This is a genomic window from Cellulosimicrobium sp. AB352 (assembly GCF_049538415.1).
GTDB classification, from domain to species: Bacteria; Actinomycetota; Actinomycetes; order Actinomycetales; family Cellulomonadaceae; genus Cellulosimicrobium; species Cellulosimicrobium funkei.
Map to the genome: position 1 here is coordinate 21,077 of NZ_JBMVFX010000004.1, position 14,010 is coordinate 35,086.

9 protein-coding genes are annotated in these 14,010 nt (G+C 75.9%); 2 read left to right on the forward strand and 7 right to left on the reverse strand.

Annotated elements, in window-relative coordinates:
* Positions 1-24 precede the first annotated feature (24 nt).
* Together ACPCUX_RS04080 and ACPCUX_RS04085 are read right to left on the reverse strand one after the other, a co-directional pair.
* Complete coding sequence (locus ACPCUX_RS04080; protein ID WP_034651856.1) at positions 25-1,359, reverse strand: ABC transporter substrate-binding protein; 1,335 nt, start codon at positions 1,357-1,359, stop codon at positions 25-27.
* A gap of 291 nt (positions 1,360-1,650) precedes the next feature.
* Positions 1,651-2,151, reverse strand: a complete 501-nt coding sequence (locus tag ACPCUX_RS04085; RefSeq protein WP_021481970.1) for a DUF2505 domain-containing protein — start codon at positions 2,149-2,151, stop codon at positions 1,651-1,653.
* Positions 2,152-2,285: 134 nt separating this feature from the next.
* On the opposite strand from ACPCUX_RS04085, the gene ACPCUX_RS04090 reads away from it, so the two are divergent.
* Complete coding sequence (locus ACPCUX_RS04090; protein WP_085387501.1) at positions 2,286-3,767, forward strand: sensor histidine kinase; 1,482 nt, start codon at positions 2,286-2,288, stop codon at positions 3,765-3,767.
* 140 nt (positions 3,768-3,907) lie between these two features.
* On the opposite strand, the gene ACPCUX_RS04095 is transcribed toward ACPCUX_RS04090, so the two are convergent.
* Positions 3,908-4,156 (reverse strand): WhiB family transcriptional regulator, encoded by a 249-nt coding sequence (locus ACPCUX_RS04095; protein ID WP_021481972.1) that lies wholly within the window; start codon positions 4,154-4,156, stop codon positions 3,908-3,910.
* A 240-nt stretch (positions 4,157-4,396) separates the two neighbouring features.
* Here ACPCUX_RS04095 and ACPCUX_RS04100 point away from each other — a divergent pair, with 240 nt between their 5' ends.
* Complete coding sequence (locus ACPCUX_RS04100; protein ID WP_228485038.1) at positions 4,397-4,858, forward strand: hypothetical protein; 462 nt, start codon at positions 4,397-4,399, stop codon at positions 4,856-4,858.
* Positions 4,859-4,981: 123 nt separating this feature from the next.
* Here ACPCUX_RS04100 and ACPCUX_RS04105 read toward each other — a convergent pair whose 3' ends face one another.
* From ACPCUX_RS04105 to ACPCUX_RS04120, 4 genes are all read right to left on the reverse strand, one after another.
* The gene (locus ACPCUX_RS04105; RefSeq protein WP_423388206.1) at positions 4,982-9,532 is read right to left on the reverse strand and encodes an FtsK/SpoIIIE domain-containing protein; all 4,551 of its coding nucleotides are present in this window, start codon (positions 9,530-9,532) and stop codon (positions 4,982-4,984) included.
* A 112-nt stretch (positions 9,533-9,644) separates the two neighbouring features.
* Positions 9,645-12,203 (reverse strand): ABC transporter permease, encoded by a 2,559-nt coding sequence (locus ACPCUX_RS04110; RefSeq protein ID WP_423388207.1) that lies wholly within the window; start codon positions 12,201-12,203, stop codon positions 9,645-9,647.
* Positions 12,203-13,024, reverse strand: coding sequence for an ABC transporter ATP-binding protein (locus ACPCUX_RS04115; protein WP_021482458.1), 822 nt, complete (start codon positions 13,022-13,024; stop codon positions 12,203-12,205). The genes ACPCUX_RS04110 and ACPCUX_RS04115 overlap by 1 nt, the downstream gene beginning before the upstream one ends.
* Positions 13,025-13,242: 218 nt before the next feature.
* A complete protein-coding gene (locus tag ACPCUX_RS04120) occupies positions 13,243-13,977 on the reverse strand; it encodes a response regulator (protein ID WP_051876517.1) in 735 nt (244 codons plus the stop codon).
* Between the last annotated feature and the right edge of the window lie 33 nt (positions 13,978-14,010).

A 14,010-nucleotide genomic window follows, 5' to 3' on the forward strand; every position in this document is an offset into this window, starting at 1 on the left:
CGTGCCGCCCCCGGCCCCGTCAGGTCACAGGCCCAGGTCCTGGAAGGACTGGAGCGTCTTCTGCCACGAGGAGGCGGCGTCGTCCGTCTTCTCGACGTCCACGCGCTTGATGCCGTCCTGGACGGTCGTGTGGATCGAGAAGTAGTTCGCGCCCTTGAACGGCGCGCTGTCGATCGCGAGCGCACGGTTGACGAAGATCGTGCCGACCGGGGCGTCGTTGAAGAAGTCGTTCGTGAAGGACTGCACGGCGTCGGACTCCTGCGCCTCGAGCTGCGACGGGAACGTGCCCGCGTTCTCGAAGGCCGTCGTCTGCTGCGCCGGGTCGGTCAGCCACGCGGCGAGCTCCTTGGCCGCCTCGGCGTTCGGGCCGGAGGCCGGCACCGTGAGGAACGAGCCGCCCCAGTTGAGGCCGCCGCCGGGGAAGACGTCCGCGACGTTCCAGCCGGTGACGCCGCCCGAGCGCTCCTCGACCGGGCCGGTCATCCACGCGGGGCAGATCATCGTCGCGAAGCCGTCGTTCTGGAACGCGGCGTCCCAGTCGCCCGACCACTGCTCGAGGCCGGCGGAGAGCTCGTTCGTCGTCGACTGCTCGAGCACCGTGTCGTAGATGTCGATGATCGGCTGGTTGGACGCGAGGTCCTTGGGCGTGCCGTCGGACTCCTCGTAGGCGTTGTCGATCTGGTTGACCATCGCCTGCGAGATGGACATCGCGGAGTCGTACCAGGCCGCGTCGCTCGCAGCGACGAAGGTCTTGCCCGCGGCGAAGTAGTCGTCCCACGTGGCGTCCTCGCCACCGAGGAGCTCCGCCACGCCGGCCGGGTCGCTCGGGAGGCCCGCGGCCTCGAAGAGGTCCTGGCGGTAGCAGATCGCGCTCGGGCCGATGTCGGTGCCGTAGCCGATGAGCTTGCCGTCGGTCGTCGTCGCCTGCTGGACCTTCCAGTCCACCCAGCGGCCGTCGAGCGACGAGTCGGTGAGGTCGGTGAAGAGGTCGGGGTACTGCATGAGCTCCGGGAGCCAGTCGACCTCGATGGCCTCGATGTCCGCGAGGCCCTCGCCGCCGGCGGCGAGCTTCGTGGTGAGGTTGGTCCGCGCGTCCTCGGACTTGGCGGCCTTCGTCTGCTTGACGGTGACGTTCGGGTGCTCCGCGGTGTACGCGGCGAGGAGCTCGTCCGTGTAGCCGAAGTCGTTGAACGTCGCGACGGTGAGCGTGATCTTGTCTCCGTCGCCGGAGCCCGTCGCGTCGTCGTCCGAGCCGGAGCCGCTCGAGCACGCGGTCAGGGTGAGGGTGATGGCCGCGAGGCCTGCGACGGCGGCGATCGCCTTGCGGGGCCGGCGGGTCGTACGGGTGCTGCTCAGCACGGTGACTCCCTTGTCGGTGGGGCGGGTCGTGGCAGCGCTCCCACCTCCAATGTGGTAGCGCTTCCACACAACGGCCTGATCGTGCGTTCCCGCCCGAACCCGTGTCAAGCCTGGGTCGGGTCGGCACGGGTGTGGTCGCGCTCCCACTCAGGTATCGCCGCAGGTCAGCGCGTTTCGGCGACCTACCAGTTGGTCGGGTTCTGTGGAAATCGTTACCGGTTCGAGACCGGTCGCCGGGCGGGTGTCGCCGGGTCGCCGATCAGGTGCGGCCGGGCGCCGCTCGGTAGATGGTCAGCGCGACAGCCACGCGAGACCGGCGGACTCCTCGGCGGCGAGCGCCGTCCGCACGGCCTCGGCCGCGGCCTGCTCGATCGCCCCGCCGAAGAGCGGCACGTTGGCCTTGACCTCGCCGTCGTAGCGCTCGACGGTGCCGTCCCCCTCCGGGGAGAGCGTCACGGTGCCCGTGAGGCGCACCGGTGCGCCCGTGATCTCGAGCGACACCGTGCCCGACCGCTCGCCGTCGCGCTCCGGCTCCCAGGCCTCCGCCTGCCGGATCTCGAGACGACCCCCGACGAACGAGCGGACGTGCGCCGGGATCTGGTCCGTGGGCAGCGTCCGCCGCACCGTGACGGTGAACCCCTCGTCCGGTCCGCCGGTGACGTCCACCTGCTCGACGTGGGCGCCCTCTCCGCCCGAGCGGGCGGCGCGCCAGCGGACGAACTCCTCGTCCGCGAGCATCGCCCCGACGGCGTGGACGGGGGCGGGGTAGCGGAGCTCGACGCTCAGGTGCACGGGACCTCCTCGGGCCCTGCGCCGGCCCGTGACGGACCGGCCGACGGGACGGCTGACGGTTCGGGCGACCGCGCACGCGGGCGCTGAGGGGACTCTACCGGTCGCGCCCCTCTACGCTGGGGTCCGTGTCTGCCATGAGTGACCTCATCTCCCGCCACGCCGACCTCAGCCCGGCGGACAACGAGTGGTTGCACCTGCTCGTGGGCGACTGGCAGGTGATCTCCGACCTCGCGTTCGCCGACCTCGTGCTGTGGCTGCCCACGAGCGACGGCAACTTCGTCGCCGTCTCCCAGTGCCGGCCGTCGACGGGCGCGACCGTCCACTACGACGACATCGTCGGGTCGTTCGCCCCGGAGGGCCAGCGCCCGCAGCTCGAGCGCGCGCTCACCGAGGTGCGGTCGCAGCGCTCGCGCGAGCCGCGCTGGTTCGGCGCGTACGCCGTGCGCGAGGAGGCCATCCCGGTCCTGCACTCCGGGAAGGCGATCGCCGTCGTCGCGCGGCAGACCAACCTCGGGAGCGGGCGCACGCCCAGCCGCCTCGAGCTCAACTACGTCGAGGCCGCGGACGACCTCATCGCGATGATCTCGCGCGGGGAGTTCCCCTTCCCGAACGCCGCGACCGGTCCGCGTCGCGGCGCGCCGCGCGTCGGCGACGGCCTCATCCGGCTGAACTCCGAGGGCGAGGTCCTCTACGCGAGCCCCAACGCGCTGAGCTGCTTCCACCGCCTGGGGGTCATCGGCCCGCTCGTCGGGCGGTCGCTCGCCGAGGTGACGGCCGACCTCATCGAGCACCAGACCCCCGTGGACGAGTCGCTCCCGCTCGTCGTCATGGGCCGCGCGCCCTGGCGCACCGAGATCGAGGCGCAGCGCGTCGCGCTGTCGCTGCGCGCGCTCCCGCTCACCGAGTCCGGCCAGCGCATCGGCGCCGTCCTGCTGTGCCGCGACGTCTCGGAGCTGCGCCGCCGGGAGCGCGAGCTCATCACCAAGGACGCGACGATCCGCGAGATCCACCACCGCGTGAAGAACAACCTCCAGACCGTCGCGGCGCTCCTGCGGCTCCAGGCCCGGCGCATGGACGTCCCCGAGGCGCGCGCGGCGCTGGAGGAGGCGATGCGCCGCGTCGCGACGATCGCGCTCGTGCACGAGAGCCTGTCGCAGACGCTCGACGAGGAGGTGGAGTTCGACGACATGGTCGGTCGCGCGCTGCGCCTCGCGGCCGACGTCGCCTCCGCCGACACGAGCGTGCGCACCGTCCGCACGGGGAGCTTCGGGCTCGTGCCCGCGGAGGACGCGACCCCCCTCGCGCTCATCCTCACCGAGCTCGTCACGAACGCCGTCGAGCACGGCCTCGCGAAGCAGGAGACCGGCACGGTCGAGGTCGCGGTCGAGCGCGACGGCTCGGCCCTGCGGATCGTCGTGTCGGACGACGGTGTCGGCATGCCCGACGGCGACGTCGCCCGGGCGGGCAAGGCCGCCAAGAGCGGCCTGGGGTCGCAGATCGTGCAGACCCTCGTGACGAACGAGCTCGGCGGCACCATCGAGTGGTCGCCGCGGCCCGGCGGGGGCACCCAGGTCGTGCTCGCGCTCGTGCTGCGCGACGGCAACCGCCAGGGCTGACCGGCCGGCACGACGGCGGCCGCCGCGCGGAGGCGCGCACGGCACGGGTCGCGGAGCGGAGGCACCGCACGACGACGGGCCGCCACCCCGGAGGGTGACGGCCCGTCGTGCTGCTCGACGCCCGGAGGCGGAGCGGCGTGTCAGCCGGCGCGGCGTGCGCGCGCGGTGCGGCGCTTGAGGGCGCGGCGCTCGTCCTCGGAGAGACCGCCCCAGACGCCGGCGTCCTGGCCGGACTCGATGGCCCACTTGAGGCACGTGTCGACGACGTCGCAGCGGCGGCAGACGGCCTTCGCCTCCTCGATCTGGAGGAGCGCAGGGCCGGTGTTCCCGATGGGGAAGAACAGCTCGGGGTCTTCGTCGAGGCAGGCTGCGCGGTGGCGCCAGTCCATGTTCGTCGTCTCCTTCGGGCAGAGGGGAGCCTGGTCGCGAGGTGATGACTCGTCGCTGGGCGACCCGGCAGGGGGCTGCCCGGGCCAAGGGCTCGAGGCGGGGGGTGATTGATGCTTGAACCAGGTTCACACCTCGTGAAGCACAGCACAAGGGGTTACGAGAAAGTTTCCGTCGCATGAATCGTGAGGCCTTCGTCACACGGGTGTGAAGCCGCAGGTCGGCGCGTACGCTGGGTGATCGTGCCCTCCCGCGAGCCCTCCGGAACCCCGCCCGAGCCCCGCCCGACGCCCCCGGGACCGTCGTCCGACGGGGGGTCGCGGCCGCCCGCGCTGACGGCGCTCGTCGCCGGGGTCGGCATCGAGATCGCCGCGCTCGCGGTGGGCGCCGTGCTGATCCTCGTCGAGCTCCTCCGCGGTGGTTCGCAGTCGTTCGGGGTGAGCGTCTTCCTCGTCGTCTTCGCCCTCGGCGTGGGGGCCGTGCTCGCCGCGAGCGTGCGCGGGCTGCTGCGCGGGCAGCGCTGGGCGCGGTCGCCCGTCGCGACCTGGCAGATCCTCCAGGGGGTCGTCGCGGTCAGCTCGCTCCAGGTGGGCGTGACCCCGTGGGTCGTCGTCGCGCTCGTGCTCGCCGTCGTGGTGCTCGTCCTCCTCATGCTGCGTCCCGTCGTCGAGGCGACCACGCGCGACGTCCGCCCGGCTGCCTGACTCCCGGCGCGCTGCTCGATTCCGGCGCGCACGCCTGCGGCCCGGCCTGTTCGCCTGACGGCCCCGGAGGACCGGCCCTGCCCCCGCCGTGGCCGACGCTGCGCCGGGCGCGGCTCTCGTCCGTCACGGGCGGGCGACCTGGAGCGGCGCCAGCCACGCGCCCTGGACCAGCACCCCTCGGCCCGGTCGGGGTCGGCCGGGTTCGGTGAGCCACTCCAGCCCGTGCCCGAACACCTCGGCGCTCCCACGTTCCCGCGGCGCGAGGACGATCCCGCTGCGCGCCCCGCGCAGGTCCGCGAGCGGACCGCGCAACGCCGAGGCCGCGGCGCCCGTGGTCGCCGACGCGAGCAGCACGAGCCCGTCCCGGCACAGCGCCGCGAGCCGGTCGGCCTCCAGCACGCAGAGCTGGGTCAGCACGTCCAGGTCGTCGACCACCACGACCCGCGGCGCCGTCGCCCTGCTCGGGAACGTCGCAGCGCCCTGACCTGCCTCCAGCGTGTCGAGGAGGCGCGCGACGTCCGCCGGCGTGTACCGCCGCACGACGATCGCCCCGTTCCGGTTCCCGTTTCCGTTCCCGTTCCGGATCCCGTTCCCGCTCTGGTTCCCGTTGCTGCTGCCGCTCGCTCTCCAGTCGGTCGTCCCGCTCCCGTCCCGGTTGCCATGGCTGTTGCTGCTCGCCCTCCCGTCTTTCCTGCCGTTCCCGCTCCTGGCCCGGCCGGTGGTGCGCGCGGTGCGCCCGGGGGCAGGCATCGCCGCGCCCGCCAGCGCGCCGTCGCGGCTCACGACCGCGCGGAGCGAGCCGGTGGCGGCCGCGTGCCGGGCGAGCAGCGCGAGCGTGCTCGTGCGGCCGCTCCCGGGCGGCCCGACGACGAGCGCGCCCCGCGCGACGTCCATCCACAGCGTCCGGCCGTCGTCGCCGCCCCGGCCGATCGCGACGTCCCAGCCCACCGCGACGTCCGCGACGGCACGGCAGACCGCAACGTCTGCGGCGCCTCGACCGACCGGGCCGCAGGTGGGTCCCGGGCCGGGTACGACGTCCGTGTCGTCACCGTCAGCCGAGGCGACCGCGAGACCGGAGTCCGTCACGACGACGGCGGGGCCCGGGTCGACACCGCCCGGCGCGTGCCCGGCCACGTCGAGATCGGCGGAGTCGACGTCGTCGGGCAGCGGGTGCAGCCGGAACGCGCCCCGCAGGGGCGGCGCCGGGCGCCGTGCTCGTCCTCGCGCGACGGTCGGTGGCAGCACGACCTGGCACACGAGCGGGTCGCCCGGCCCGAGCCACACCGCCCGGCCGGGCGGTCCGCCTTGCCCGGCGAGCGCTGCTGGCACGCCCAGCGACACGTCGTCGTGGCGGTCGCGCGAGGCCAGCACCGCTCTGACGCCGACGAGCGACGCCAGGCCGCCGACCGTCGGCCCGCTCGCGCTCACGGCGACCGCCGTGGGGGAGTCGGCGAGCACGTCGGCGAGGGCGTCGGCGCCGGCCCCGCCCGCGACGCCGGCGAGCACGCCCCGCACGGCCTCGACGTCGTCCACGAGGAGGAGGGTGCGTCCGGTCGTGCGGTCGAGCCCCGCGGGTCGGGACTGACCGTCGTCGTGACCCGCCAGGAGCCGGAGAAGGCGGACGACACGGCGCGGGTCGCTCCGGTCCACGACCGTGCCGGTGCCGGGGTGCGCCGCGAGGTCCGCGAGCCCCGACCCGATCGCGTGGACCGCCCAGCCGCGGTCGAGCGCGGCCAGCCCGACGGTGCGCAGGGCCGTGGTGCGGCCCGACCGGGGTCGGCCCTGGACCGCGAGATGACCATCGAGCGGGTCCCAGCGGACCACCGTGCGGCGCTGCAGGGCCGGCAGGTCACCGAGCGCGACGGGCAGCGTGCGGTCGTCGGAGCGCACCGCCTCGCCGTCGACCCTGGCGATCCCGTCGATCCCGTCGACCCCGTCGACCCTGGCGAGCTCGTCGGGCCCGACGCGGGCGGGCAGGGCGGGGAGCCACGGCGCGGGGTGGGCGCGCAGCCCCGACCGCGCCGCGACCTCGCGTGCCGCCGCGACGAGGAGCGGCAGATGGTCGTCCGCCGAGTTCGGCGCGGGCCCGCACGGGCCGCGTCCAGCGCCCCACGGGTCCGCGAGCCGCACGCGCGCCTCCGGCAGGGCGAGCGGCCCGCCGGCTCGTGCGCACTGCACGGCCACCGGTGGCTCGGCGCCGCGGCGCAGGATCAGGCGCCCGGGCGTCGATGCCGGGACGCGGGCGGCGTGCGGCGAGTCGACGACGTCGCGCGAGTCGGCGACGTCCACGACCCGGAGCGCGAGCCGCAGCGTGACGTTCGCCCGTACGTCGGCGCTGACGGCGCCCGCGGGCCGCTGCGTCGCGAGGACCAGGTGCACGCCGAGCGACCGGCCCTGCGCGGCGACGCGCAGCAGCCCGGGCACGAGGTCGGGCAGGTCGTCGGCGAGCGCGCGGAACTCGTCCACCACGACCACGAGCCGCGCGAGCCGTCCCCGGGGGAGGGCGTCGATGCTTGCGACCTCCGCCGCGGCGAGGATCCGTTCGCGCCGGTGCAGCTCGGCCCGGAGCCCGGCCAGCGCCCGTCCCGCGAGCCCCGGGTCGAGGTCGGTCACCTGGCCCACGACGTGCGGCAGCCGGCCGCACGCCCCGAAGCTCGCGCCACCCTTGAAGTCGACGAGCGCGAACGACAGCTCGTCGGGCGGGCGTCCGAGCGCGAGCCCGGCGACGAGGGTCTGCAGGAGCTCGGACTTCCCGGCGCCCGTCGTGCCGGCGACGAGCACGTGCGGGCCGTCGCGGACGAGGTCGACGGCGACCGGCGCGCCCCCGGGCCCGACGCCGAGGACGGTCCGCAGCCCGTGCCCGTCCCGGCGGGGCGCGTCCTGCCAGCGCTCGGCGACCCAGGCCGCGAGCCGGTCCGGCGCTCGCGGAGCGCCCAGCAGCGGACCGAGCGCGACCGCCGACGGCAGCGACCGCGCCGTGGGGTCGCCCGGGTCGGGCTCACCCGTACGGTCCCCGTTCCCGATGCCCAGCCGGCCGAGGTGCTCGGCCGCGGCGAGCCGCCGCGCGAGGCCGAGCGCCCACCCGGCGGTCACGCCAACGTGCTCGCGCGGCGCCCGTGCTCCGTCGGGACCCGTGACGACGGGGACGGCTCCGGTGACGTCGACGAGCGTCCGGCACCACGCCGGGACCTGCGTCCGGTCCCCGAGCACCAGCAGCACGTCCGTGCCCGCGGGTGCGCACCTCTCCCACGCCCGGGCGAGCTCGCCCGCAGGCACCGGGCCGTCGACGACGACGAGGCCGGGCGGGTCGGCGGCGGCCACGGCGTCGAGCGTCCGGACGGCGCGGGCGTGCGGCAGCCAGCGGCACCACGACCACGCGGGTGCGTCCTGCGCCGCGGGCCGCACCGTCAGTGGCGCCCCCGACGCGAGGACCTCCACGAGCAGGGCCCGGGCCGCGGCGAGCGCGACGTCCCGGGGCCCGACGACGGCCACGCACCCGTCCGGCAGCCGGACCCGCGACGGGCTCGTCCCACCCGGCGCCGCGAGCGGCGCCCCGCCGCCGGCCGCGCCCACGGACCCGCCCGACGTCGTGCCGACGGTCGTTCCCGGCGCCGCCCCCGGCGACCCGGCGCGCGCCGAGAGAGCGCCCGCCGCCCCCGCCCCCGCCAGGTCGGCGCCCGGGGCGAGCCGGGCGACCGTCGCCCAGAGCAGGACGTCGGCGGGCCGGGGGTGCAGCGGGTCCACCGGCACGGTGCCGGGGGCGGCCCCGACGTCCGCCGCGGCCTCGGACGGCGCGGCGCGCTGCGCGACGCGGCGACGGCGCGCCTCGGCGAGCGCGGGACCGAGGACCGCGAGCGGCCCCACGAGCGCGAGCAGCGCGAGGAGCGGCTGGCGCAGCGCCACCGCGAGCCCGATCGACGCGACGGCCGGCACGAGCGCGGTCGCGAGCTGCGGCGTCCCGAGGCGGCCGGCCTCGACGGGACGGTCCGGACCCACGGCCGGTCCGGACCGCGGACCGTGCACGAGCGCGGGCCGCGCGCGCAGGGCGTACGCGCCGTCGGGCGTCACCAGGGCGCGACCGTCGCGCCAGCGCACCGCGCGCCACGCGCCCACCCGCCGACCGGCCCGGGCCGGTCGCGCACGGAGGAGAGCCGCGTCGTCGGGCACCCGGCGCGTGCCGCGCGGCACGCGCACCCGTACCCGGGGGCCGCGCCGCGTGGTGCGCCAGCGGACGTCGAGCCGGTCGACGCGGGTGCGTCCCCGGTCGCCGTGCCCGACGGCGACGAGCCGCCCGGCGTCCGGGCCGCCCAGGACCGCGACGTGCCGGGGCGCCGCGAGCACGCCCTCCGGACCCGGCCCGTCGTCGCGACCGCGCGGGTCCGACCCCGCCCGCACGACCGTGACCGTCGCCCCGGGGAGCAGCGGACGCGTGCCGCAGCGCTGGTCGTCGTCGACGGGGACGCCGTCCACGGCGAGCGGTGCCGTGCGCAGCTCGGGGCGGCACCCGAGGTCGGCGAGAGCGGGTCGCGCGTCGCCGAGGCGTGTACCCGCGGCGAGCAGGACGTCCGTGCCAGGGTGGACCGTCACGCGCACCCATGCCCCGCCGTCGGCCCCGGGCGCGGGCGTGCCGCCCGGCGGTGCACCGGGAGCGAGGGGCGGGGAGGGGGAGAGCACGCGGCGATCGTGCCCGACGGCGGTCCGCGCGGGCCGGGCACGACCGCGCCCCTGTGGACGGGGGTCCGTCCACAGGGGCGCGCGTCGGCCGAAGGCCGGTGGGGCGTGTCGCTCAGTCCACGGCGAGCGCCGCGACGGGCGACGTCCGGGCCGCGGTGCGGCCGGGGACGACGGAGGCGACGAGCCCCGCGACGAGCGCGACCACGAGCACGAGCGCGATGTCGCGCCACGGCACGGCGAGCGACACGTCACCCATGACGCTCAGCGCCGTGGCCGCTCCGGCCCACCCGTAGAGGACGCCCAGCACGATCCCGAGGACCGCCCCGACGCCCGCGATGAGCATGCCCTCGATCGCGAGCATCCAGCGCAGCTGGGAGCGGCTGAGGCCGATAGCCCGGAGCGTCGCGGACTCGCGCCGCCGCTCGATGACCGAGAGCGAGAGCGTGTTCGCCACGCCGATGAGCGCGATGACGACCGCGACCGCGAGCAGCCCGACGATGACCCCGAGGATCGTGTCGATGACGCTCTGCATCGCCGCGCGCTCGACGGCGATCCCGGCGACCTCCACGGGCGTGTCCGACTCCACGACGGCGTCCTGGATCGCGGGGACCACCTGCGCGGCGGTGCCGGTGTCGTCGAGGCCGACCCACAGCCGGGACATGAGGCTCGTCGGGTCGACGGCGCGCGCGTCGTCGACGGTGAGCAGCCCGCCGGAGCCGATCCCCCCGGTGCGGACGACCACGTCGAGCGTCTCGCCCGTCGGGCCCGTGAGCTCGGCGGTCTCGCCGTCCGCGAGACCGTAGTTCTCCGCCTCGCCCTCCGAGAGGAGGAACGTCCCCGGACCGAAGGCCGCGAGGTCGTCCGGCGTCCGCACCACGGAGCGCGCGGCGTCGGGGTCGACCCCGTGGAACGACGTCTCGGTGCCGTCCGGCATGGTCACCGTCGCGGCGTACAGCTCGACGACGCGGGACACGCCCTCGGTGCCGGACACGGCGCGCACGACGTCCGACGGCACCGGCTCACCGGTCGACCCGTACGCGTCCGTCGCGAGCATGACGTCGACGGGGTACTGGTCGTCGAGCGCGGCGTCGAGCGAGGTGCGGGCGCTCGCGGCGCCGGTCGACATCATCGCGACGAGCGTGACGCCGATGAGCAGCGCGGTGCTCGTCGCGGTGGTGCGGCGCGGGTTGCGCAGCGTGTTCGCGGTGGCGAGGCGCGCCGTCGACCCGGTGCCCGCGAGCAGGCGGCCGACGAACGACACGACGGCGGGCAGCCAGTAGACCGCTCCGACGAGGACGCCCACGAACGACAGCGCGCCGCCGGCGACCCCGGCGAGGAGCCCGATCTCGGGCTTGTCGGTGAGCCCGAGCCAGATCCCGCCCGCGAGGACGGCGACGCCGCCCAGCGTGAGCAGGGACGCGATGACGAGCCGCACGCGGCCGCCGCCGCGCAGGATGCTCGGCGCGTCGGCCGGGCGCAGCGCCTCGAGCGGGGCGACGCGGGTCGCGGCGCGAGCGGGGGCGAGCGACGCGACGACCGTCACGAGCGTGCCGACCACGAGCGGCACGAGCACCACCACGGGCGTGACCGTGATGGTCGCGGGGACCGGGACGCCCAGGTCGGCGCCGCGCGCCACGAGGAGCGCGATCTGCGTGAGCAGGGCGCCCAGGACGATGCCGGCGAGCGACGACACGACGCCGAGGATCGTCGCCTCGGTGAGGACGGACCGGGCGAGCTGCGCCTTGTTCGCGCCGACCGCCCGCAGGAGCGCGAGGGTGCGCGTGCGCTGCGCGACGAGGACCTGGAACGTGTTCGCGATGACGAGCGCGGCGACGAGCAGCGCGACGGCGGCGAACGAGAGGATGACGTACGTGAAGACGTCCTGGTCGCCGGTCATCTTGCGCGCCTGCTCCTGCGCGTGCTCGTCCGGGGTGACGGCCTTCGCCCCGTCCGGCGAGGCGGCGACGAGCTCGGCGCGCGCCGTCTCGAGGTCCGTGCCGGGCGCGAGGGCCACCATCGCCGACGAGTAGGTGCGGGCCGGGTCGTCGGGCGTGGCCTGCGCGGCCTCCCAGGCGGCGACGTCCTCGGCCGGGACGACGACGGCGCCGCCCATCTGGGCGTACGCGCCGTACGGGTCGTCGGTCGTCCCGACGACGGTCAGCTCGTCACGGACCTCCGTGTAGTCGCCGCCGTCGGGCGCGGTCTCGTCCCACACGTTGCGCGAGCTCGTGACGGTGTCGCCGATCCCGACGCCGAGGCGCTCGGCCACGGCGGTGGGCAGCGAGACCTGGCCCGACGCGGTGGGCATCGAGCCCTCGACCACCTCGAGCGCCTCGAAGCGCGGGTCGGACGGCGCCGGGACGCCGAGCTGGAACACGCGCTTCGCACCGTGCGAGAGGTCGAGGTAGGTGAACGCCGTGGCGTCGACGGCCTCGACGCCGGGCACGGAGCGCAGGGCCTCGACGTCGGGCGCCGTGAGGTCGTCCGGGGCGGACACGACGAGGTCGGCGTCCGCGTACTGCGCGGCGATCGAGTCGTTCGTGGTCTGGGTGATGACGTTGCCCGCGATGAGCGTCGCCGTGACGAAGGCCGTCCCGATGACGATCGCGACGCCGGCCGCGACGAGGCGGCCGATGCTGCGGCGCATCTGCGCCAGGGTGAGCCGGAACATCAGGCGCGCACCGCCTGCGACGCCGTCGGGGCGGGACCGTCGGTGCCGGCGTCGAGCGTGCGGAGCGCGTCGAGCCCCGCGAGCACCGACTCGGGCGTCGGGTCCGTGATGTCGCCCGCGATGCGCCCGTCGGCGATGAGCACGACGCGGTCCGCGTAGGCCGCGGCCGTCGGGTCGTGCGTGACCATGATGATGGTGCGGCCGAGCTCGCGCACCGAGCGGCGCAGGAAGCTCAGCACCTCCGCGCCCGAGCGCGAGTCGAGGTTGCCCGTCGGCTCGTCGGCGAACACGACCTCCGGGCCGGCGATGAGGGCGCGCGCGATGGCGACGCGCTGCTGCTGCCCGCCGGACAGCTCGCTCGGGCGGTGGCTCAGGCGCGCCTCGAGGCCGAGCGTGCGCACGAGCGTCTCGAACCACGCACGGTCCACCTTGCCGCCCGCGAGCTCCACGGGGAGCGTGATGTTCTGCTCCGCCGTGAACATCGGCAGGAGGTTGAACGACTGGAACACGAAGCCCACGCGGTCGCGGCGCAGCTGCGTGAGCGCGTTGTCGTTGAGCCCAGTGACCTCGGTGTCCCCGATGAAGGCGTGCCCGCTCGTCGCGGTGTCGAGGCCCGCGAGCAGGTGCATGAGCGTCGACTTGCCCGAGCCCGACGGCCCCATGATGGCCGTGAAGTGCCCGCGCTCGAAGTCCACGTCGACGCCGTCGAGCGCGTGCACCGCCGCCTCGCCCGTGCCGTAGGTCTTGCGCAGCGTGCGGGCCCGCACCGCGGGCGGGCCGGCGGGGGCCGGGTCGGTGGGTCGGTACACGGTCGTGTCCACGTCGTCTCCTGGTTCGTCGTGCCGCACGCGGACCGGTGGTCACGGGCGTGCGTCGGGATCGTGGACGACGCTACGGAGAGGGCCCGGCCCGCCGCGTCCGGCGACGGTCGGGTCATGGCCGCGGGCCGGGTCATCCTCTGGTCGTAGGAGTGCCCCGCCCAGGGTGGACACGACGACGCCCCACCGGTCGGGGACCGGTGGGGCGCGGGCGGAGCGGGTCAGGCGCCGGGGCGCACGAGCCCCGTCTCGTAGGCCGTCACGACGGCCTGCACGCGGTCGCGTGCGCCGAGCTTGGCGAGGATGCGCCCGACGTGCGTCTTGACCGTCGCCTCGGCGACGAACAGGTCGCTCGCGATCTCGGTGTTGGAGCGGCCGCGCGCCATGAGCACGAGCACCTCGCGCTCGCGCTCGGTGAGGCCCTCGACGGCCGCGTGCGCGGGCGAGTCCTGGACCTGCTCGGCGGGCAGCGCCGTCACGAGGTGCTCGAGCAGGCGCCGCGTGGACGACGGCGCGATGACCGCGTCGCCGCGGTGCACCGTCCGGATCGCGGCCAGCATCTCCTCGGGCGGCGCGTCCTTGAGCAGGAAGCCGCTCGCGCCCGAACGGATGGCCTCGAGCACGTACTCGTCGAGGTCGAACGTCGTGAGGACGATGACCTTGGGGGCGTGCGCGCCGTCGGCCGCCGCCGCGGTGAGGCGGGCCGTCGTCTGGAGCCCGTCGAGGTGCGGCATGCGCACGTCCATGAGCACGACGTCGACCGGGTGGTCGGCGAGCAGGCGCAGCGCCTGGAGCCCGTCGCCCGCCTCGACGGCGACCGTGAGGTCGGGCTGGGAGTCGATCACCATGCGGAAGCCCGCGCGCACGAGCTGTTGGTCGTCGACGAGCGCGATGCGCACGGGGGCGTGCGGCTCGGTGGCGTACGCGTCGCCGGGCACGGGGAGGGCGTCGGTCATGGTGTCCTGTCGGTCGGTCCGGTCGGAGGGCTC

What these genes read in the sequence shown, in the direction of transcription:
- ACPCUX_RS04120 (WP_051876517.1), bottom strand. Translation starts at nt 13,977, where the DNA reads ATGACCGACGCCCTCCCCGTGCCCGGCGACGCGTACGCCACCGAGCCG.
- ACPCUX_RS04095 (WP_021481972.1), bottom strand. Translation starts at nt 4,156, where the DNA reads ATGGACTGGCGCCACCGCGCAGCCTGCCTCGACGAAGACCCCGAGCTG.
- ACPCUX_RS04110 (WP_423388207.1), bottom strand. Translation starts at nt 12,203, where the DNA reads ATGTTCCGGCTCACCCTGGCGCAGATGCGCCGCAGCATCGGCCGCCTC.
- ACPCUX_RS04090 (WP_085387501.1), top strand. Translation starts at nt 2,286, where the DNA reads ATGAGTGACCTCATCTCCCGCCACGCCGACCTCAGCCCGGCGGACAAC.